The 21620-nt window shown below is 67.4% G+C and carries 16 protein-coding genes; 9 read left to right on the top strand and 7 right to left on the bottom strand.

Annotated elements, in window-relative coordinates:
• Positions 1-31: 31 nt before the first annotated feature.
• The 4 genes from ACIPR8_RS07685 to ACIPR8_RS07670 all read right to left on the bottom strand — a co-directional run bounded on the left by ACIPR8_RS07685 (position 32) and on the right by ACIPR8_RS07670 (position 6691).
• Positions 32-1666: an alkaline phosphatase D family protein gene (locus ACIPR8_RS07685; protein ID WP_446540657.1), complete on the bottom strand. Its 1635-nt coding sequence runs from the start codon at positions 1664-1666 to the stop codon at positions 32-34.
• A gap of 115 nt (positions 1667-1781) precedes the next feature.
• Positions 1782-4796 carry a TonB-dependent receptor gene (locus ACIPR8_RS07680; protein ID WP_446540656.1) on the bottom strand — a complete coding sequence of 1005 codons (3015 nt, stop codon included), beginning with the start codon at positions 4794-4796 and terminating at the stop codon, positions 1782-1784.
• 322 nt (positions 4797-5118) lie between these two features.
• On the bottom strand, positions 5119-6285 hold the full coding sequence (locus tag ACIPR8_RS07675) for a hypothetical protein (protein WP_446540655.1): 1167 nt from the start codon (positions 6283-6285) through the stop codon (positions 5119-5121).
• A gap of 127 nt (positions 6286-6412) precedes the next feature.
• Complete coding sequence (locus ACIPR8_RS07670) at positions 6413-6691, bottom strand: hypothetical protein (protein WP_446540654.1); 279 nt, start codon at positions 6689-6691, stop codon at positions 6413-6415.
• 141 nt (positions 6692-6832) lie between these two features.
• Between ACIPR8_RS07670 and ACIPR8_RS07665 the strand changes: the two genes are divergently transcribed.
• The 5 genes from ACIPR8_RS07665 (at position 6833) to hemC (ending at position 12254) form a co-directional block, all read left to right on the top strand.
• A complete protein-coding gene (locus ACIPR8_RS07665) occupies positions 6833-7756 on the top strand; it encodes a CorA family divalent cation transporter (RefSeq protein ID WP_446541051.1) in 924 nt (307 codons plus the stop codon).
• A 100-nt stretch (positions 7757-7856) separates the two neighbouring features.
• Complete coding sequence (locus ACIPR8_RS07660) at positions 7857-8174, top strand: DUF3817 domain-containing protein (RefSeq protein ID WP_192287302.1); 318 nt, start codon at positions 7857-7859, stop codon at positions 8172-8174.
• Positions 8175-8552: 378 nt separating this feature from the next.
• Positions 8553-10469, top strand: coding sequence for a glucans biosynthesis glucosyltransferase MdoH (gene mdoH, locus ACIPR8_RS07655; protein WP_446540653.1), 1917 nt, complete (start codon positions 8553-8555; stop codon positions 10467-10469).
• A gap of 119 nt (positions 10470-10588) precedes the next feature.
• Complete coding sequence (locus ACIPR8_RS07650; RefSeq protein WP_446541050.1) at positions 10589-11254, top strand: alpha/beta hydrolase; 666 nt, start codon at positions 10589-10591, stop codon at positions 11252-11254.
• Between the two features lie 91 nt (positions 11255-11345).
• On the top strand, positions 11346-12254 hold the full coding sequence (gene hemC / locus ACIPR8_RS07645; RefSeq protein WP_446540652.1) for a hydroxymethylbilane synthase: 909 nt from the start codon (positions 11346-11348) through the stop codon (positions 12252-12254).
• 410 nt (positions 12255-12664) lie between these two features.
• Here hemC and ACIPR8_RS07640 read toward each other — a convergent pair whose 3' ends face one another.
• A complete protein-coding gene (locus ACIPR8_RS07640; RefSeq protein ID WP_446540651.1) occupies positions 12665-13456 on the bottom strand; it encodes a DUF481 domain-containing protein in 792 nt (263 codons plus the stop codon).
• A gap of 161 nt (positions 13457-13617) precedes the next feature.
• Between ACIPR8_RS07640 and ACIPR8_RS07635 the strand changes: the two genes are divergently transcribed.
• Positions 13618-14583, top strand: a complete 966-nt coding sequence (locus ACIPR8_RS07635; protein ID WP_446540650.1) for a helix-turn-helix transcriptional regulator — start codon at positions 13618-13620, stop codon at positions 14581-14583.
• 144 nt (positions 14584-14727) lie between these two features.
• Here the strand turns inward: ACIPR8_RS07635 and ACIPR8_RS07630 are convergent, their stop codons facing one another.
• Positions 14728-15327 (bottom strand): lipocalin family protein, encoded by a 600-nt coding sequence (locus tag ACIPR8_RS07630; protein WP_132865080.1) that lies wholly within the window; start codon positions 15325-15327, stop codon positions 14728-14730.
• Positions 15328-15464: 137 nt separating this feature from the next.
• On the opposite strand from ACIPR8_RS07630, the gene ACIPR8_RS07625 reads away from it, so the two are divergent.
• Both ACIPR8_RS07625 and ACIPR8_RS07620 read left to right on the top strand, forming a co-directional pair.
• Positions 15465-15782: a hypothetical protein gene (locus ACIPR8_RS07625; RefSeq protein WP_313252816.1), complete on the top strand. Its 318-nt coding sequence runs from the start codon at positions 15465-15467 to the stop codon at positions 15780-15782.
• A gap of 68 nt (positions 15783-15850) precedes the next feature.
• Complete coding sequence (locus ACIPR8_RS07620) at positions 15851-17950, top strand: prolyl oligopeptidase family serine peptidase (RefSeq protein ID WP_446540649.1); 2100 nt, start codon at positions 15851-15853, stop codon at positions 17948-17950.
• A gap of 202 nt (positions 17951-18152) precedes the next feature.
• On the opposite strand, the gene ACIPR8_RS07615 is transcribed toward ACIPR8_RS07620, so the two are convergent.
• Positions 18153-19355: a pyridoxal phosphate-dependent aminotransferase gene (locus ACIPR8_RS07615; RefSeq protein WP_446540648.1), complete on the bottom strand. Its 1203-nt coding sequence runs from the start codon at positions 19353-19355 to the stop codon at positions 18153-18155.
• A gap of 121 nt (positions 19356-19476) precedes the next feature.
• Here ACIPR8_RS07615 and ACIPR8_RS07610 point away from each other — a divergent pair, with 121 nt between their 5' ends.
• Positions 19477-21585, top strand: a complete 2109-nt coding sequence (locus ACIPR8_RS07610; RefSeq protein ID WP_446540647.1) for a S9 family peptidase — start codon at positions 19477-19479, stop codon at positions 21583-21585.
• Positions 21586-21620: the final 35 nt, after the last annotated feature.

Genomic DNA, 21620 nt, shown 5'->3' with positions numbered 1-21620 from the left:
CGGCTTCGCGACCGACGCCGTTCCAGCGCGACTAGGCCGAAAACCGTCTGCGATCGCGCTCGGCGCTCATGCGGTGGGTACCGGACACGTCGAGGTCACGCGTCTTGATGTCCTGCATGAACACCCACTCGCCGGTGATGCGTTGCGGGCGGATGTCGATCATCGCGTAGCCGCGCCGCGAGGTATCGCACCAGTCCAGCTCCGGATTGCTTTCGATGAAGATGCGGGCGACATCACGCGGATCCACGACCACGCTGCCTTCGATGCCGCCCGAGGTGACGGCCTGCACGGCGAACTCGATGCCCGCGGGGCGGCCGTCCTCCTGCAGCGAGTAGGCCCAGGCGTTGTGACTGTCACCGGACAGCATCACCAGGTTGGCGTCCGCCTGCTGGGCCGCACGCAGCAGGCGCGAGCGTGCGGCGGGGTAACCGTCCCAGCGGTCCATCCACATCGGCAGGCCGAGCCGCGCCGCGCGCACGTAGTCGGTGAACGCCTGCACGGTGCGTGCGCTGGCATCCGGGCGCAGCCAGTCCACGGTTTTGGCGGGCATCACGGTGCGGCCGAGGATGGTGCCCATGCCGACCAGTTGCCAGATGCTCTGGCTCGCGTTCTGGCCAAACGCACGGTACAGCCAGCTTTCCTGCTCCAGGCCGAGCATGGTGGCCGACGGGTCCTGCCATGGACCATCGCGGAAGGCTTCCAGCGCGGCCTGGCTGCCAGCCGCGAAGGCGCTTTCGATGTCGGCCTGGCGGGTGCGCCCGAGCAGGCGCGATTCGGTGCGGTACAAGGTGGCAAGCGCGCCGATGGGATAGGCCTTCCACGGCTCGTCTGAAATCGGCAGCCATTCGCGATAGGCCTGCATGCCCGCGACCTTGCGCATGCTCCAGTCGCCTTCGGTAGCCGGTTGGTGGTTCCCTGCGCCGCCCTCCCAGCTGTCGTTGGTGATCTCGTGGTCGTCCCACACCGCCACCATCGGCGCCATCTGGTGCAGCTTCTGCAGGTCGGGGTCGGCGCGGTAACAGGCCAAGCGCATGCGGTAGTCGAGCAACGAGACCATTTCATGGTCGTGCGCGGGCAGCACCTGGCGTTCGGCGATGCGGTCATGCGGCTTGTAGGACGCGATGCCGTACTCGTAGATGTAGTCGCCCACGTGCAGCCACAGGTCCATGTCCTGGCGCTGGGCTGCGTGTGCATACGCGTTGAACCAGCCCATCGGCAGATTGGAGCAGGAGAACAGGCCCAGCCTGAAGCTGGCGACGTCCCCGACCGGCAGGGTGCGGGTGCGGCCCACCGGCGAGTGGCTGCCGTCTGGCGCGATGAACCGGTAGTAATAGGTGGTGCCGGGCTGCAGCCCATCGATGGTGAGCTTGGCGGTCCAGTCGCGATAGGCGCCGGTGCGCACCATGGCGCCCCCGACGACGCGGGTGAACGCCTGGTCCAGGGCCGTCTCCGCCTGCAGGCGGACCTCGTCCGTGTTGCCCGCAGGGACGTAGCGCGTCCACAGCAGCATGGAATCGGGTGCCGGCTCGCCGCTGGCCACGTTGTGGGTGAACCCCCTGGCGTTCATCACCTCGGTGGCGAGCAGCTTGCCACCCGGCAGCAGCAGGGCGCCCAGGCCCAGGCCGGCGCCGATGATCAGGCGACGACGGTCGATGTTGAGGGTCATTGCGAAGGTTCCTGGTGGACGCTGGAGGAAGCGGGAAGGACATGGATGCCGATGCTTGCCTGCCCCGGCCCTTCCCCGCGGGCGGGGAAGGGCGGAGTGCAGGGTGGCGGCCGGCTCAGAAGCGGCCGCGGATGCCGAAGTTCCACATCGAGCCGTAGACCGTGTACATCTGCACGCGGCTGGCCACGTTGGAATAGATCACTTCCGGCTCATCGAAGATGTTGCGGCCGGCCAGCATCACGTCGATGTTGTCGGTGAGCTTGTAGGTGGCGCTGATGTTCCACAGCTCGCGCGAGGCACGGTACAGGATGCCGTTGTTGGCGGTGGTCGGCGTGTTGCTCAGCGCGCTGACGCGGTGGCTGGACTGGTAGTTGCCGTTGATCTGGAAATCGAAGCGGCCGTAGTTGTAGCGCACGCCCCAGTTGGCCGCCTCCTTGGGCAGGTTCTGGCGCGGGCCGTCCGGGTTCACGTGGGTCAGCGAGCCGTACAGGCTCAGGCCCTTGAGGGCGCCCGGCAGGAAGGTCAGCTGCTGGTTGTACTCCAGCACCATGCCCTCGTTGGTGCTGGTGCCCGGCAGGTTCTGCGCACTGCGGAAGGTGTAGCCCTCGTAGTCGCCGGGATTGAAGCCGACGTCCTGCGGGTCCACCGTGATGCCGGTGACCTGCATGTCCTTCATGTCCAGCTTGTAGTAGGACAGGCCGAGCATGCCCGACGGCTCCAGGTAGTACTGCAGGCTGGCGTAGTACTTGGTGGAGTGCTCGGGCTTGAGCTGCGCGTTGGGCACGGTGACGATCATCGTGTCGTCGTTGACCGAGACCACGCCGCCGAGATTGCCGTAGTCCGGGCGCAGGATCGACTGGCTGAAGGAGACCTGGCCGACCAGCTTGTCGGTGAAGTCGTACTTGACGCCACCGCTGAAGAAGAAGTCGTCGTACTTGCCGCGGCGGGTGGTGTAGCGGCCGTTGTTGTACTGGAACATCAGGCCTTCGACCGTGTTGGGATCCAGGCCGGCGGCCTTGACCTCGCTGAGCGGGCGCACGTCGGCGATGCGCGCGGCGGTGCGGGTCTGCTCGTAGCGCAGGCCCAGGTCGATGCGCGCGTCGCCGATGCGGGTCTCGGCCTCGAGGTAGGCCGCGTTCACCTCTTCCTGGATGCGCTTGTTGTTGTCCAGCTCGCGCTTGAGGTTGCCGACCACGTCCGGGGCGAAGTACTCCGGGTGCTCCTTGAAGATGTCGTACATCGCGTAGTTGCTGTCCGCGCGCCAGCCCTGCTGGTTCATGTTGCCCGCGCCGGTACCGATGATGGCGAAGTCGTAGTCACCGGTCCACGGGATCTGCGACGCCGGGTCGGTCTGGCTGCCGTTCGGGCCGATGTACTTGTACTGCTTGTAGGCGCCTTCGTTGGTGCGCCAGTCATTGCTGCGCGTGCCCAACCCGCCCATCAGGGTGAGCGGGTTGTCGTAGAAGGTGAGGTGGCGCTTGAGGTCGAGGTTGACGCCATGCTGGTCGTTGAGCGCGTCCGATTCGGCGGTGCGGATGTTGTAGCCGATGTCGGCGTCGCGGTTGAAACTCTCCGGGTCACCCCATGGGCGTCCGGCGGTCTGGTTGAGGATCCATTCGTGCGAGCTCTCCGACGGACGGTCCAGGGTGAAGCCGATCCCGGTCAGCCAGCTGTCGGTGCGCTGGAAGAAGCCCTTGCTGTTGTCGCGGAAGTTGAACTCGGCGCCGGAGTAGCTGCCACGCAGCACCACTTCCCAGTCCTCGCCCTTGTACTCCAGCTTGGGCGCGACCAGGTAGGCCGGCGTGCCCGCATAGCGATGCGAATACTGCGTATGCAGGCGGGTGTTGGTGCCGTTCGGGTTGACCACGATGTGGTTGGGCGTGGAGCCGGACGCGGTCTCGGACTTGGTCGGGGTGCCGAAGATCAGGTAGGTGTACTGGTTGAAGTACTCCACGTCATACATCGAATAGGTGCTGCGCAGCGAGGCGACCAGGTCATCGGTGATCTGGTAGTCCAGGCTGAGGTTGGCCGCGGTGCGGCTGGTCATCTTCGGGCCCGGGCGCCACATCACGCGGTATGGCATCGCGCTGCCGTCGGCCTTGTAGGCGTAGTCGGTCTGGATGCGGTCCTGCTGCACGTAGTTGGCGTTGTAGCTGGTGTTGAACTCCACGCCCAGGCGGCCATCCATGAACACGTCGCCGAAGCCGAACTGGCCGGACGGGTAGATCGTGGAGTGCTTCCTGTCATCCGGGAAGTACTTGCCCGACCAGGTGGAGTCGGAGGTACCCACCGCGCCCAGCTGGAACACGATGTCGCGCTTGGTGCGCTGGAAGGCGTACTTGCTGCGCAGGTTGATGTTGCCGCCCGGTGCGTCGGCGTCCATCGATGCGGTGAGCGTGTTGTTCAACTCGATCGACTCGATGCCGGTGATGGACATCTGCTCGAACGAATTCTGCCGGCCCGAGTTGTTGTTCGAGGTGGCCGTGGCCATGCGCGCGCCATCGGTGGTGAAGGTGGAGTACTTGGGGTCCAGGCCGCCGATGCGCACGGCGGTGGCGTCCACTTCGGTGTAATCCAGCGACAGGCCCGGCATGGATTTCATGAACTCACCAACGTCACCCATGGTCAGCGCGCCGTAGTTGTCGGCGGCGACCACGTTCTTGGCGTTCATCGCGGCGCGGCGTTCCATGATGGCGCTGGCCTGGCCGTCACGCGAGGCGGTGACCTTGATCATGTCCAGGTCGGTCGCTGCACCGCTGCCGGCCACGTACGACGGTGCCTGCAACGCCACCTCCAGCGCGTTGGCCTTGCCGGCCTCGATGCGCACCGTGCTGCGCGATTCCTGCAGGCCGGTGTACCGGACCAGCACCGTGACCTCGCCGGCCGGAATGCCGGTCAGCTGGAAGTGCCCGCCTTCCTGCGAGTAGGTGACGCTGCGGCTGCCTTCGATGCGCACTTCGGCGTTTCGCACGTAATCGCCGGTGGCGGTGTTGAGCACGCGGCCACGCAGGCTGCCGGTGCCCACGTCCTGCACGATGGCCTCGGCCGACTGCTGTGCATGCGCAACCGGGCAAACGCTGAGCGCAGCCATGATGGCGCTGACCAGCGCCGACTTCCTGAGTTCGAACATGTTTCCATCCGGAGAAGTGTGGGAGTACCGCACACAGCTGAGCGTCCGCCGTGCAAGCGGCGCGAAGGTTACGTCCGGACAATTACAGAACCTTTACGTTTCACCGCCGCAGTCGGCGCGGTATGAAGGTGCTTTTTGTTGTGTGTGATCGCTGACGCCGAATTTCCCGCAGCCCCAGGCCATTTTCGCACGGACAGCAACGGTGGGAGCGGCTTCGACGGCGAAGCCAACGGTGGATGACGTGCATCGATTGCCCACGTTCCTGCAATGACAGGCGCACGCGCGGGCAGGCATGCCGCGCGCGTCGGGGCCTGGGCCGCTCCTATCGGAGGTCAGCGTCGATGGGTGCGAACGGTTGGTGTGCGTCGCCGGTCCAGCGCATCAGGCGCAGATCCGCGCTCTGCTTTCCATCGATGCGGGCGTCCGTGGCCAGGTAGAACAGGCCGTCCCCCAGTGGCTGCAGGCCGACATCGCTCTTCTGGTTCCAGCCCCGCACGCCGCTGGCCGTGTCGTGCAGGCCCATGTCGGCCAGCGGCAACAGCAGGCCCTTCTGCCACTGCCCGGCGCGTTGGCCGGCGACGCCGCGCAGGTCAGCCCGGACCGGGGCGCTGCGTGCATCGACCGCGAACATCAGGTAGTTCGGGAACTGTGGCTTGTTGCCGGCATAAACGCCCATCAACCAGCGCTGGCCGTGGTCGTCGTACGCCAGGTTCTGCACGCCATAGCGGGTATTGCCGGTGCGCACGAAGTACTTGCCGTCGACGGTGGCCGGGCCGCTGTGGTGCGGCGCCGCTTCGGTAAGCGGGCGCGCGAGCGCATCCCACTGCGCCGTGTCGTACTGCAGCAGCACCTGGTGATCGTTGTCGCTGCGCGCGGTGTTGCCGTAGATGCCGTAGGCGACGGTGAGCAGGCGCGGTCCGTCCGTCCGGCCGAAGCGGGGACCGAACGAGACGCCATCGATGCCCGAGCAGCCATAGCGGTGGTCGGGTGATTCGGCCTCCCTGCCGCGATACCTGCCGTCATCGCCTTCGAAGCGCCCATCGCCGTTGACGTCGGCGGTGTAGTCCGCCACCACCTCCGGCAGGTAGACGGTGCGCAGGATGTCGCTCTCCGAGGCGCGGATGCCCACCCGGTCAATGCGCGATACGTCGATCATCGCGATGTAGAAGGCGTTGTCCTTCTTGTACTCCAGCGATCCGTAGACCTTGCCATCGGCGGGGTTGAAGTCCAGGTCGCCCAGGTGGCCGGTCCAGCCGACCAGCGTGCCCACCAGGTTGCCCTTGAAGTCATAGCGCGCCAGCAGGTTGGTGAAGGAGTAGTAGATGTAGCCGTTGGCGCGGTCCACGGCGATGCCCTGCACGTGTCCGGACTCCCATTGCCCGCCGTGGTGTGCCACGGGCAGCACCGGCGGTGTCGTGGAAGGCGCGGCCAGGGCGGTGAGGCTGATGCCGACGGCGAGCAGGGTCAGCAGCGGGGTGCGGATCTTCATGGCGTGCGAGGCGGTCCGGAAGCAACCCAGGAGCATCGAGCGCGGGCGTGACCCGGTGATGACAGGCAAAAAGAAAGCCCGGCTGCGCAGGGCAGGCCGGGCCATCGGAGACGCGGGGGCGAAGGGCTCAGCCTTCGTCTTCTTCCTCGTCCTCTTCTTCTTCCTCGTCTTCCTCCTCCTCTTCCTCGTCTTCGAAGGCATCGAGCTCTTCGACACGGGCGAAGTGGGGCAGGGTGTCGGCCAGGCTGATCAGCTTGCCGTTGGCCACCATCGGCCGCACCGCACGCTTGCCGGCTTCTTCCACGACGGCGAAGCAGACCAGCGACTGCGCGCTTTCATCGCCGTTTTCCTCGAATACCGCGACCCAGCCGTTGGCGGGAATGATCTGGATGATGTTGTCTTGCATGGGTGGAGTGTTGGCCGAAGGGAGCGCAGAGCTTGCGTGATGAAGCCGGTGCCGCGCAACCGCCACGCGCGCGGGGTGCTTTACCTGGCGCAGGCATTGGATGGACCATGCGGGCATGGTTTCCCGTTGCAGGTGCCGTCGATGCTGCATTGCCGTCCCATCACCCCGTCCGCCACGCCACCGGCGCTGTGGGTGGACCTGTGCCAGCCAACGCCGGAGGAACTGGACCAGGCCTCCCGGCAGGTGGGGTTCGCCATCCCGGACAGGGCCGGCATCAGCGAGATCGAGTTCAGCAGCCGGGTCCGGCGCGAGGGCGAGGCGCTGGTGCTGAACCTGCCGCGCTTCCAGTACGCGGTGGACCACGTGGTTGCGCCGCTGGGCTTCGTGGTCGCCCCGCATGCACTGGTGGTGCAGCGCGAGCACACGCTGGACGTGCTCGACGGCCTGGAGGCCGACCTGGGCAAGCACCCCTGCGTGGGCGCGGCGGACCTGTTCCTGCGCGTGATCGAGCACATCGTCGACCACCTGGCCGACCACCTCGAATCGCTGGAGAGCACGATGAGCGAGTTCTCGCGGCAGGCCTTCAACCACCCCAAGGGGCGCCGCGCCTCGCACCGGCTGGAAGGCATGCTGCACGAGGTGGGGGTGATGGGGCGGCGCATCAGTGCCATGCACAACACCCTGCACGGGCTGTTGCGGATGGTGAATTACCTGGATGAGTCGGCGCCGGAGTGGTTCGGCGCCGAGGCGCCCAAGCGGATCAAGCTGGTGCTCAAGGACCTGACCTCGCTGAGCGAGTTCGAGCAGCAGCTGGGGGATCGCAACGAATTCCTGCTCGACAGCGTGCTGGGCCTGATCAACATGGACCAGAACGAAGTGATGAAGGTGATGGCGGTGGCCTCGGTGGTGGGCATCCCGCCGACGGTGCTGGTTGGCGTGTGGGGCATGAACTTCGCCGCGATGCCGGAGCTGCACTGGCATTACGGTTACGCGATCGCCTTGGGCGTGGTGCTGCTGAGCATCGTTGTGCCGCTGGCATGGTTCAGGCGGCGCGGCTGGATCTGAGCGCGCGCCGGGCGCCGGCACGCCCCTTATCCGGCAGCGCCCGGCCACCTACAATCGCGTCTCCCCACGTGTTCCAGGAGCCGCAATGCCCGTCAAGCCGATGTCCCCTGCAGGAAAGCTGTTCGCCGCCGCCGCATTGATCGAAGGCGTCACCTGGGCAGGGTTGTTGGTCGGCATGCTGCTCAAGCGTGGCCTGGAACTCACCGACCTGGGCGTGCGCATCTTCGGGCCGCTGCATGGCATTGCCTTCCTCTTCTACGTCGCCATCTGCCTGTACGCCTGGATCAAACTGCGCTGGCCGCTGTGGGCGATGCTGGTGGCGCTGGTCGCGGCGGTGCCGCCGCTGGTGACCGTGCCACTGGAGATGTGGTTCCGCCGCATCGGCCTGTTGTCCGCGCGTGATGGTTCGGCGCCGTAACCGTTTTCATCCCGGGGCCCGCGACGCGGGCCTCGTCGGTTTTGCTTCAACCGTGCCCGAACAGCAGTGAAACAGTGGTCGATGACCGTTTTGGTGGTCACGCGCGATCATGGATAATGCGCCCCTGCAGCGCCGGGTCGTGGCGCTGCGCTGGTCCGGAGGGGCCGGGTGGTGCGGTCGAGGGGGCTCCCGTACCACCGGAGGGTGTTCCCCCGGTGCGTCGCCGATGCCCCGCGGCATCGGTCCACCTCTGCCCTTCTGGCCTTCAACGCACAACGCGTTCCCTCTTCAAGGATTTCTGGTGCTACACCGAGACAATCAGCAACACGTTGCCGGGCAGCGGTTCGTTTCCTTCGTGATCCCCGGGGCAGCGCGGCAATGAGTAGTTCCGTGACCGAAACCACCGCCGCCCTCGATGCAGGCATCGCCATCCTGCCGGGTGAACACCCGCTGGAGATGCCGGAGCAATCGCTGCGCACCGGCCGCCTGCAGGTGCCGCGCCAGGACACCGCCCCGCCCAACATCGGCCTGCGTCGCCTGTACGTGTTCGGCACCACCGCACTGATGACCGTTGGCGCGACCTGGATGATGGCGCGGGTGCTGCTCAACGGTGGCCTGAACGTGCTCGAAGGCGTGCTGCTGGTGCTGTTCGTGCTGCTGTTTGCCTGGGTCGCGCTGTCCTTCGTTGGTAGCCTGGCCGGCCTGCAGGCGTTGCTGCGCGGCCGGCGCAAGCTGGGCATCTACCCGGACACGCAGCTGCCGACGCTGCGCAGCCGCACCGCGCTGCTGATGCCGACCTACAACGAGGACCCGCGCCGGATGATGGCCGGCCTGCAGGCCATCTACGAATCGGTCGCCGCCACCGGCCAGCTCGAGAACTTCGACTTCTTCGTGCTCAGCGACACCACCCGCGACGCCATCGGCCGTGCCGAGGAACAGGTGTTCGCGCGCCTGGTCGCTGCCACCGGCGGGGAAGGGCGGCTGTTCTACCGGCGCCGCGCCAGCAACGTCGGCCGCAAGGCTGGCAACATCGCCGACTGGGTGCGCCGCTTCGGTGGTGCATACCCGCAGATGCTGATCCTGGACGCGGACAGCCTGATGACCGGTGACGTCATCGTGCGGCTGGTGTCGGCGATGGAGAACCATCCCAACGTGGGCCTGATCCAGTCGCTGCCGGCGGTGGTCAACGGGCGCACCGCCTTTGCCCGCATGCAGCAGTTCGGCGGGCGCGTGTATGGCCCGGTGATGGCCTACGGCGTGGCCTGGTGGCATGGCGCCGAGAGCAACTACTGGGGGCACAACGCGGTCATCCGCACCCGCGCCTTCGCCGAGCAGGCCGGGCTGCCGGAGCTGCCGGGGCGCAAGCCGTTCGGCGGCCATGTCCTCAGCCACGACTTCGTGGAAGCGGCGCTGATCCGCCGGGGCGGCTGGGCCGCGCACATGGTGCCGTACCTGCAGGGCAGCTACGAGGAAGGCCCGCCGACGCTGACCGACCTGCTGATCCGCGATCGCCGCTGGTGCCAGGGCAACCTGCAGCACGCCAAGGTGGTGGGGACGTCCGGCCTGCACTGGATCAGCCGCGTGCACATGATGATCGGCATCGGCCATTACTTCACCGCGCCGATGTGGGCGATGCTGATGCTGATCGGCGTGGCGATCCCGCTGATCCATGGCGGCATCGACCTGGCCGAGGAAGTGCACCTGCGCATGTCCCCGTCGCATTACTGGCGCGGCCTGGACCAGGACGGCGTGCTCTGGGTGTTCGCGATCACCATGGCGGTGCTGCTTGCGCCCAAGGCCATGGGCTACGTGGCGATGCTGAGCTCGCGCAGCGAACGCATCGGTTGCGGCGGCGCGCTGCGCGCCTTCGTCTCGATGGTGCTGGAAACCCTGCTGGCGGCGCTGATGGCGCCGGTGGTGATGTACGTGCAGTCGCGTGGCGTGGCCGAAGTGCTGGCCGGCAAGGACTCCGGCTGGGATGCGCAGCAGCGCGACGATGGCAGCATTTCCTGGGGTGCGCTGCTGCGTGGCTACGGTGGCCTGAGCCTGTTCGGCCTGATGGTCGGTGCCATGGCGTATGCGGTGTCGCCGCCATTGGCGGCGTGGATGGCGCCGGTGGTGGTGGGCATGGCACTGGCGGTACCGGTGGTGGCCTGGACCTCCTCGCGCAAGGTGGGTGACTGGCTGCGCCGTCACGGCCTGCTGTGCATCCCGGAGGAAAGCCACCCGCCGCAGGTGCTGGTGCGTGCCGCCGAACTGCGCGCGGCCGCGCTGCGCGAACCGCTGCAGGACTGACTGCCGCCACCGGGCCCGGGCACGTTCCGGTCTCCGGGCCGTGGCCGTTGAACCGTCGGCCCGAACATCGCGCCGCGGCCAGGCGGCATAATCCCGCTTCGTCTTCGGGAGTCATGCAGATGTTGGAAACGGTGGAGCAGGAAACCGGCGCGGCGCCGGAATGGTCGGTCATCTGGTTGCACGGTCTGGGCGCTGATGGGCACGATTTCGCCCCCATCGTGCCGGAGCTGGTGCGCCCGCACTGGCCGGCGATCCGCTTCGTGTTCCCGCATGCCCCCAAGCGCGCGGTCACCATCAACGGTGGCATGCCGATGCGCGCGTGGTACGACATCGTCAGCATGGATTTCCGCAGCCGCGCCGACGCCAGCGGCGTGGCCGAATCGGTGGCGCAGGTGGAGGCGCTGATCGCACGCGAGCAGGCCCGTGGCATCGCACTGGACCACATCGTGCTGGCCGGCTTCTCCCAGGGCGGTGCGATCACCCTGTCGGCGGGCCTGCAGCGGCGTGCGCAACTGGCCGGGCTGGTGGCGCTGTCGACCTACCTGCCGGAAGTGGACGCCGCGGCCGGCCAGTTGGCCGCCGGTGCCAACACGCAGCCGGTCTTCATGGCCCATGGCAGCGCCGATCCGGTGATCCCGGTGCAGGTCGCCGAGAACAGCGCCCAGGTGCTCAAGGCGCTGGGCTTCGAGCTGGAATGGCACCGCTATCCGATGGCGCACCAGGTCTGCGCCGAGGAAATCCACGCGCTGGGCGACTGGCTGCAGGCGCGTTTCAGCGCCGGCTGAGTGGGCTTCCGGCAGTTGTTGCGGCCTTGTCCGCACCCTGGCTGGGCCATGCACGCTGTGAGCGGGCGTCGCCAGCGGCGATAATGGCCGCATGACCATCCTGCGCATTGCTACCCGTAAGAGCCCGCTCGCCCTGTGGCAGAGCGAACACGTCGCTGACCGCCTGCGCCAGGCCCACCCGGGGCTGACGGTGGAACTGGTGCCGATGAGCACCCGCGGCGACGAGGTGCTGGACCGCTCGCTGGCGGCCATCGGCGGCAAGGGCCTGTTCCTGAAGGAGCTGGAGCTGGCGATGCTGCGTGGCGAGGCCGACTGCGCGGTGCATTCGCTCAAGGACGTGCCGATGGAGCTGGAGGCACCGTTCGCGCTGCCTGCCATCCTCACCCGCGCTGATCCGGCCGATGCCTTCGTTTCCAACCAGTACGACACGCTGGACGACCTGCCGGCAGGCGCGGTGGTGGGCACGTCCTCGCTGCGCCGCCAGGCGCAGTTGCGCGCGCTGCGCCCGGACCTGCTCACCCGCGACCTGCGCGGCAACGTCAACACGCGCCTGGGCAAGCTCGACGCCGGCGAGTACGACGCCATCATCCTGGCCTGCGCGGGCCTGGAGCGGCTGGCGCTGGAAGCGCGCATCCGCAGCCGGCTGGTGGCGCCCCAATGGCTGCCGGCACCGGCGCAGGCCGCGGTGGCGATCGAATGCCGGGCCGATGCCGACGCGGTGATCGCGCTGGTGGCGGCGCTGGACGATGCGCCGACCCGCAGCTGCGTGGAGGCCGAGCGGGCGATGAACCGCGCCTTGGACGGCAGCTGCCACGTGCCGGTGGCCGGCCTGGCGCAATGGCGGGGCCAGGACCTGTGGTTGCAGGGGCTGGTGGGCGGCGTGGCCGATGGCCGCATCGTCCGCGCCGAAGGGCAGGGGCCGGCGACGGACCCGGAGGCGTTGGGCCGCAGCGTGGCGAGCAGGCTGCTCGATGGTGGCGCGGGTGAACTGCTGCGTTGAGCGGCCCGCGTAGGCGCGGCCCCGGCCACGAAGTCGATAGTTCGTCCGGTTGCCAGGAGCACCCCTCCCCAACCCTCCCCTGAGCTGCGCTCAAGGGAGGGGGCTGATCGCCGCGCTGTCGTAGGAGCGGCCTTGGCCGCGAAGCGGATGATGGTTCCGGTCGCGAAAAGCACACCTCCCAATCCTCCCCGGAGTCGCGCTCAAGGGAGGGGGCAGATCGCCGCGCTGTCGTAGGAGCGGCCTTGGCCGCGAAGCCGATGAGGGTTCCGGTCGCGGAAGGCATCCCGCCCCAGCGCACTGCCGAGCCGCGCTCCAATGAAGGAGGGCAGCTCGCCGCCCCATCCATCCACAGCACCCGCGCATGAAAAAGCCGGCGAAAGCCGGCTTCTTCAAGGATCCCGCGCAGTCGCTTACTTGAAGCTGTAAACCACGTTCATCGTGGTCAGCGTATCGGTCTTGCGCTTGTCTTCTGTGACGTCGCTGTTGTGGCGGGCCTGCCAGCCGGCCTTCAGCGCGAAGTGCTTGTTCATGTTCACCGACACGCCGAAATCATTCTGCGCGAAGGTGTTGTACGAGCCCGATTCCACCAGCAACGTGTTCACCAGCTCGGTGTTGTCGGTGATGGTGTACTTCAGGTCGAACAGGCCGCGGCCGATCAGGCCGACGCGGTTCTCGTCGGTATCGGCATTGTGGCTGCGGCGCACGCCGGGGCCGATCTGGGTGTCCAGGATCAGCCGCTCGCCGTCGATCAGGCGGGTACCGTAGCCGAGACCGAAGCTGGCCTGGCGGTCGTAGGTGGCGAAATCGTCCCGTTCATAGCGCCCGGTGGCGGTGATCTGGCGATGCTCGCCCAATTGCAGCGCACTGCCGGCGCTGGCCGTGTAGCGGTTGGCGGTGGTCTGGCGGGTGCGCTTATTGGTGCCGTCGTCGCTGGTCTCGGTGTACTCGGAGCTGGAGCGCAGGCCGAACAGGTCCATGCTGTGCACCCAGTCATCGTCGGTGTAACGCAGCTTGAGGCGGCCGTTGAAGCTCTCGGTGTTGCTGTTGCCGTGGGCCGAGGCGAAACCCAGTTCGCCGCCGCTGCCGCTCCAGGGGGAGGTCATGGCTGCCAGGGTGGCCTCGTCGGGGGTCTGGCCGTCGTCGGCCCAGGCGGCCGGGGCGCACAGCAGCAACGGCAGGAGCAGGGAAACACGCAGGGACATCGATTGAATCTCCGGGGCCAAGGCGGGCAAGTAAACGGTTTCATGATACCGGATGGGTCCGGCGCCGGACCCGTGCCGATGGCCCTGCTTCAGACGCGGTTAGGCGGGCAGGAGCGGTTGCCGGACCCCAACCGGCGCTGAACTTCGGACATAATCGGGCCATGGACCGCTATGAACGCATCAATGCGCTGCATCGTCTGCTCAAGTCCGCCCGCTACCCCATCACGGTGGTGCGGCTGCAGGAGGAATTGGGCTGTTCCCGTGCCACGGTTTACCGCGATCTGGCCTTTCTGCGCGACGCGCTGATGGCGCCGGTGGAGGGCGACGGCGACGCCGGCTTCCGCTACCAGACCGCCGAAAGCGACCGTTTCGAGTTGCCCGGGCTGTGGCTCAGTTCCGAGGAGCTGCATGCGTTGCTGGCCTCCCAGCACCTGCTGGCGCGGACCAGTGGCGGCGTGCTGTCCTCGGTGCTGGCGCCGTTGCAGCAGCGCATCGAGAGCCTGCTCGCGGCCCAGGCCGGGGCGTCCTCCTGGCCGGTCGAGCGGGTCCGGGTCATCCCGCATCGCGGCCGCAAGCTGGACGAGGCCAGTTTCCGCACCGTGGCCTCGGGCGTGCTCGAGCGCAAGCAGCTGTCCTTCGAATACCGTGCCCGTTCCACCGACGAGGCCACCCGCCGCACGGTGTCACCGCAGCGCATCACCCATTACCGCGACAACTGGTACCTGGACGCCTGGGACCATACCCGCGAGGCGGTGCGCAGTTTCGCGGTGGACCGCATCCACCAGGCCCGGTTGCTCGAACAGCCGGCCCGCGACGTGCCGGATGAAGAGCTGAACGAGCAGCTGGCCGCCAGCTACGGCATCTTTTCCGGTGCCCCCAAGGGCTGGGCGACCATCGTGTTCAGTGCCAAGGCCGCCCGCTGGGTGGCCGACGAACACTGGCATTCCAAGCAGCAGGGGCGGTTCCTGCCGGACGGGCGTTATGAACTGAAGGTGCCCTACAGCGTGTCGCGCGAGCTGCTGATGGACGTGCTGCATTACGGTTCGGACGCGGAAATCATCGAGCCACAGTCGCTGCGCGAACAGGCCAAGGCGCTGTTGTCGCTGGCCCTGAGCAATTACGACTGACGTCAAACGCCGCCCCGGGGCGGATGCTGCGCCCCGGCTTCCGTGAGCACCCTGCGGCAGTGATCGCCAGGCAGTGCGCCGTGGCGTCGTGCAGGCCACGGCGAAGGGCGCGGGGGTTCCGGCGGCCGATCCGGCCAGCCGTGGCTACTTCTTGTTCGGTACCTCGAAGCCCAGCCTGTCCACCTGCGCCGGGTGTTGCGGCACGCGCTTGAGCTTGTCGGTGTTGACGTCGTACTTGTCGCGCAGGCGCAGTGCCAGCGCCCGGTAGGTAGCCGCATCCATGTCCGGCTGGCGGGCGAAGATCCAGGCCATCTCGCGGCCCGGGTAGCCGATCAGGGCCCAGGAATAGTCCGGTGCCACTTCCAGGATGCGCGAGTGGGTCGGCACGATCTTGTAGAACCAGGTGCGCCAGCGCCGGTTGCCACTGTCGTCATCGACCTTGGCGCGGATGTTGATCTCCTCCTCGGGCTCGTTGAAGCCGTCGCGGAACTGGTAGCGGATGGCGACCTTGTCCCCGTCCGTCAGCGAGTAGGTGTTGACGCTGGCCACGTGGCCACGCTCGACGAAATTGGGCACCCGGCCAATCACGTACCAGCGGCCCATGAAGCGCTGCAGGTCGATCGGGCCGTCGGCATCGCCCTCCACGACCGGGGCGGCGGCAGCCGGGTCCTGCGCATGTGCAGGGGCCAGCGGCAGGGTGAAGCTCAGCAGCAGGGCGGACAGGATCGCGGGAATGAGTCGCATTGCGTAGGACGCGCCATGGTTGATGACGGCAGCATGTTCGACGGGCAGCGATGGGCGCGTCAATGGCAGGTCGCAGTCCGTGAGATGGCCGATGGCGAGGATGCACGCCAACACCCGTCCCATTGCCGGAGAACGTCATGTCCAAGCCTGCTGCTTCGTCATCCCGTCGTCACCCTGAGCCGACCCCCGATCCGCGGGTGCTGCGTTGCGTCAGGCAAGCCGTGATGGCAGGGTTGGCCCTGGTAGTGGTGTGGCCGGCGGCGCGAGGCCACAGCGAGTGGATCGGCTGGTTGCCGTTGTGGCTGGTCGGCATGCCGTTGAGCGCATGGTGGGCCCTGTACCGCTTCCGCCTGCCTGCGCGCTGGCGCAACCGCCAGGCGGCACCGCGCCGCCGTGGCCCGCAGGCGCGCCGCGCACGCCGTCCGGTCCGGGCGCGCTGGTCGCAGGTGGCCTGACCTTCGACAGGGGGAGGTGGGGCAGGGCCTGTGCTAGCGTTCGCGGCCTATGTCCGCGTGGAGCACACATGTCCCGAATCACCTCCGCCTGCCTCGTTGCAGGCCTGATTTCCTCTGGCCTGGCCGGTGCCGCCATGGCCGCTGACGAACCCCAGGACACCTACGCCTGGCTGGAAGACGTCACCGGCGACAAGCCGCTGGCGTGGGTGAAGGAGCAGAACGCCCGTTCCGAGGGCCGCCTGGCGCAGACCCCGCAGTTCCGGCAGATGGAAGCCGGCATCCGCGAGGTGCTGGATTCGGACGCCAAGATCCCGGGCGTGGAGAAGATCGGCGACTACTACTACAACTTCTGGAAGGACAAGCAGCACGAGCGCGGCGTATGGCGCCGGACCACGTTGGTGGAGTACCGCAAGGCCGAGCCGCTGTGGGAAACCGTGCTGGACCTGGACGCGCTGAACAAGGCCGAGGGCGAGAACTGGGTGTGGCATGGCGCCAACTGCCTGCGCCCGGAGTACACCCGTTGCCTGATCGCGCTTTCGCGCGGCGGCGCCGACGCCGACGTCACCCGCGAGTTCGACCTGTCCAGGAAGGACTGGATCAAGGACGGCTTCTTCCGTCCGGAAGCCAAGGGCGGCCTGGGCTGGATCGACCAGGACAACGTGTTCGTCTACACCGACTTCGGTGATGGCTCGATGACCACGTCCGGCTACCCGCGCGTGGTCAAGCAGTGGCGCCGCGGCACGCCGATGGCCTCGGCCACGACCGTGTACGAAGGCAAGCCGGAGGACATGTACATCGCCGCGATGCACGACGACACCCCGGGCTTCGAGCGCAACTACGTCAGCCGCACCATCGCCTTCTACAACAACGAGCTGTTCGTGCTCGGCGCCGACGGCAAGCTGACCAAGATCGATGCGCCGAACTCGGCCGAGAAGGGCGTGCGCCGCGAGTGGCTGACCCTGGAGCTGCGCGAGCCGTGGACCGTGGGTGGCAAGACCTACGCCGCCGGTTCGCTGCTGGCCACGAAGTTCGATGACTTCATGGCCGGCAAGCGCGAGTTCGACGTGCTGTTCGCACCGACCGAAACGACGTCGCTGGCCGGCATGTCCTGGACCAAGTCGCACGTGGTGCTGAACGTGCTGGACGACGTCAAGAACCGCCTGCAGGTGCTGACCCACGGTGCCAACGGCTGGACCACCGGTGATTTCACCGGCGCACCGGCGTTCGGCACCATTGGCATCGGCGCGGTCGACGCCGACGAAAGCGATGCGGTGTGGATGACCGTCACCGATTACCTGACCCCGACCACGCTGTCGCTGGCAGAGATCGGCCAGCAGCCGGAAGTGCTCAAGACCATGCCGGCGTTCTTCGACGCCAGCGGCAAGGTGATCGAGCAGCATTTCGCCACCAGCAAGGACGGCACCCGCGTGCCGTACTTCGTGGTGCACGACAAGGCGATGAAGCTGGATGGCTCCAACCCGACCCTGCTGTACGGCTACGGTGGCTTCGAGATCTCGCTGACCCCGGGCTACTCCGGTGGCATGGGCCGCGCCTGGCTGGACAAGGGCGGCGTGTACGTGGTGGCCAACATCCGCGGCGGCGGCGAGTACGGCCCGCGCTGGCACCAGGCCGCGCTGAAGCAGAACCGCCACAAGGCCTACGAGGACATGGCGGCGGTGGCGCAGGACCTGGTCAGCCGCAACATCACCTCGGCCAGGCACCTGGGCGTGCAGGGCGGCAGCAACGGCGGCCTGCTGACCGGCAACATGCTGACCCAGTACCCGGAGCTGTTCGGTGCGGTGGTGGTGCAGGTGCCGCTGCTGGACATGAAGCGCTACAGCCACCTGCTGGCCGGCGCCTCGTGGATGGCCGAGTACGGCAACCCGGACACGGCTGACTGGGAGTTCATCAAGACCTTCTCGCCGTACCACCTGTTCGACCCGTCCAAGACCTACCCGCCGGTGCTGTTCACCACCTCCACCCGCGATGACCGCGTGCATCCGGGCCATGCCCGCAAGATGGCGGCCAAGATGATCGACGCCGGCAAGGACGTGACCTACTACGAGAACATCGAAGGTGGCCACGGCGGCGCAGCCAACAACGCGCAGGCCGCGCACATGTCGGCACTGGCCTACAGCTTCCTGTGGGAGCAGCTGAGCAAGAAGTGATGCTCAGCTGGAGTTGATACACAACAAACGCCACCGGAAGGTGGCGTTTGTTGTTTGAAGCCCCTCTCCCGCGGGCGGGAGAGGGGTTGGGGTGAGGGCAGGGGCGAAGTCCTGATGGTGAGCGGATATGAACGCCCTCGAAGTCGAACGCCCCTCATCCGCCCTTCGGGCACCTTCTCCCGCAGGCGGGAGAAGGGAGTCATCAGGTCGCCTGTTGTCCCTGCCAGCGCTCCAACCCGCGCCCGATCCGCAGCACTGCCTCCTGCAGTCGGGCCACGTCCTGCGTGTAGGCGATGCGTACGTGCTGGTTGGCGCGGTGATGGCCGAAGTCCAGGCCGGGCGTGAACGCCACGTGCTCGGTCTCCAGGAAGTGCGCGCAGAAGGCCTGCGCGTCATCGGTGAATGCGCTCACGTCGCAGTACAGGTAGAACGCACCCTGGGGCTCCACGTCGATGCGGAAGCCCAGCTCGCGCAGGGCGGGCAGCAGGTAGTCGCGACGCTGCTGGAATTGCGCGCGACGCTGCTCGAAGATGGCGATCGTCTCCGGCGCGAAGCAGGCCAGCGCGGCATGCTGCGCCATCGAGGGCGCGCTGATGTACAGGTTCTGCGCCAGTTTCTCCAGTTCCGGTACCGCGGCCGGGGGCGCAACCAGCCAGCCCAGCCGCCAGCCGGTCATGCCGAAGTACTTGGAGAAGCTGTTCAGCACGAACGCCTCGTCGTCCACTTCCAGCACGCTGGGGGCGTCGAAGCCGTAGGTCAGGCCGTGGTAGATCTCGTCCACCACCAGGTGGCCGCCGCGTGCCTTCAAGGTGGCCGACAACGCGGCCAGCTGGGTCGCGTCCAGCGTGGTGCCGGTGGGGTTGGCGGGGGAGGCGACCAGCGCGCCGACGCTGTCGGCGTTCCAGTGCCCGGCGATCAGTTCGGGGGTGAGCTGGTAACCGCTGTCCGGGCCGACCGGCACCAGCTGCGCGGCGCCTTCCACCAGGCGCAGGAAATGGCGGTTGCACGGATAGCCGGGGTCGGCCAGCAGCCAGTGCCGGCCCGGGTCGACCAGCAGGCTGGAGGCCAGCAGCAGCGCGCCGGAACCGCCCGGGGTGACCAGGATGCGCTCCGGATCGATCTGCAACCGGTAGCGGTCCGCGTAGAAGCCGGCGATGGCCTCGCGCAGCGCCGGCAGGCCACGCGCGGCGGTGTAGCGGGTATGTCCGGCGGCGAGCGCGGCCTGGCCGGCGCGGATGACCGGCTCGGCGGTGGTGAAGTCGGGCTCGCCGATTTCCAGGTGGATCACATCGTGGCCGGCCTGCTCCAGCGCATTGGCGCGGGCCAGCAGGGACATGACGTGGAACGGGGCGATCTCGTGGCTGCGCCGGCTGTAGCCGGACGGCGTGGGGGCTGGGGTGTTCATCGCCGACATCATAGGCCGCAAGACCGGTGCTGGCAGCCGCACGTCGTCTCGAAGGGCTGCATCGCCCATGGCACACTGTCGGCATTGCGCGGGCATCCGCCCCGTCGATGGGAACCCCTCCGTGAAACCCACCCTTTGTCTGTTGGTAGCAAGCCTGATGATCAATTCCGCCATCGCCGCAACGCCCACTCCGCCGGATGTCGAGAAGCGTCCGCACACGGTCAAGGCGCCGTTCGGTGCGCAGCGCCAGGACGAGTACTACTGGCTGCGCGACGACAAGCGCGAGGATCCGGCCATGCTGGCCTACCTCAACGCCGAGAACGCCTACACCGATGCGTTGATGGCGCCGCTCAAGCCGCTGGAGGACAAGCTGTACGCCGAGATCGTCGGGCGCATCAAGCAGGACGATGCCAGCGTGCCGTACCGCGAGCGCGGGTACTGGTATTACACCCGCTACGAGACCGGCAAGGACTACCCCATCCATGCGCGCCGCAAGGGCGACATGCAGGCCCCGGAAGAGGTGCTGCTGGACCTCAACGCCATGGCCGAGGGCAAGGGCTTCTTCGATGTCGACGACATGGCGGTCAGCCAGGACAACCGCATCCTGGCCTGGGCCGAGGATGACGTGGGCCGTCGCCAGTACACGCTGCGCTTCAAGGACCTGGGCACCGGCCAGCTGCTGCCGGACGTGATCACCGGTGTCTCGGCCAACGTGGTCTGGGCCGATGACAACCGCACCGTGTTCTACGTCGAGAACGACCCGGAAACCCTGCTTACCGTGCGGGTGAAGAAGCACGTACTCGGTACCCCGGCCAGCAGCGACGTGCTGGTGTACGAGGAAACCGATGACAGCTTCTACATGGGCATCGGCCGTACCCGCGACGACAAGTTCATCACCATCGGCGTGGACAGCACCGTGTCCTCCGAGCTGCGTTACACCTCGGCCGCCAACCCGGGCACCTTCACCGTGCTCGCCCCGCGTGCGCGCGACGTGGAATACGACGCCGACCACTTCGACGGCCGCTGGGTGATCCGCACCAACGCCGATGGCGCGAAGAACTTCAAGCTGGTCACCGCGCCGGAAGGTGCCACCCGCCGCGACCAGTGGCAGGACTGGGTGGCGCACGACCCGCAGGTGCTGGTCGAGGGCTTCGAGCTGTTCAACGGCTACACCGCCATCGCCGAGCGCGCCGATGCGCTGGAGCGCGTGCGCCTGCTGTTTGCCGACGGCCGCAGCGAGTTCGTCAAGGCCGACGAGCCGGCGTATTCGATGGGCCTGTCGGTCAATGCCGAGCCCGACACCGACTGGCTGCGCTACGGCTACACCTCGCTGACCACGCCGGCCACTACCTACGAGCTCAACGTGAAGACCGGCGAGCGCCGCCAGCTCAAGCAGCAGCCGGTGATCGGCTACGACCCGTCGCTGTACCAGACCGAGCGGGTCTGGGTGACCGCGCGCGACGGCGCCAAGGTGCCGGTGTCGCTGGTCTACAAGAAGGGTTTCAGGAAGGATGGGAGCGCCGCGCTGTACCAGTACGCCTACGGCAGCTACGGCATGTCGATGGACCCCGGCTTCAACCAGAGCGTGATCAGCCTGCTTGATCGTGGCCTGGTCTACGCCATCGCGCACATCCGCGGCGGCGAGGAAATGGGCCGCAACTGGTACGAGGACGGCAAGCTGCTGCACAAGCAGAACACCTTCAATGACTTCGTCGACGTCACCCGCGCGCTGGTCGCGCAGGGCTATTCCGCCAAGGACCGCGTGGCCGCGTCCGGCGGCAGTGCCGGCGGCCTGCTGATGGGCGCGGTGGCCAACCAGGCCCCGGGTGACTACCGGGTGATGGTCGCCCAGGTGCCGTTCGTGGACGTGGTCACCACCATGCTCGACGCCAGCATCCCGCTGACCACCAACGAGTACGACGAGTGGGGCAACCCCGAGCAGAAGCCGTACCACGACTACATGCTGAGCTACTCGCCGTACGACAACGTGCGCGCCCAGGCCTATCCGTCGCTGTTCGTCGGTACCGGCCTGTGGGATTCGCAGGTGCAGTACTGGGAGCCGGCCAAGTGGGTGGCGCGCCTGCGCGACGTGAACACCGGCAGCCTGCCGATCGTGTTCCGCACCAACATGGAAGCCGGCCACGGTGGCAAGTCCGGTCGCTTCCAGCGTTACCACGAGCTGGCCGAGTCGTATGCCTTCGTGCTGTCGCAGCTGGGCGTGGCCCAGTAATGCCGAACCGGTTGCGGGCCCGGGCGGCCCGCAAC

The sequence above is a fragment of the Stenotrophomonas sp. LARHCG68 genome, assembly GCF_052871705.1.
This window is presented reverse-complemented; position numbering and strand designations above follow the sequence as displayed.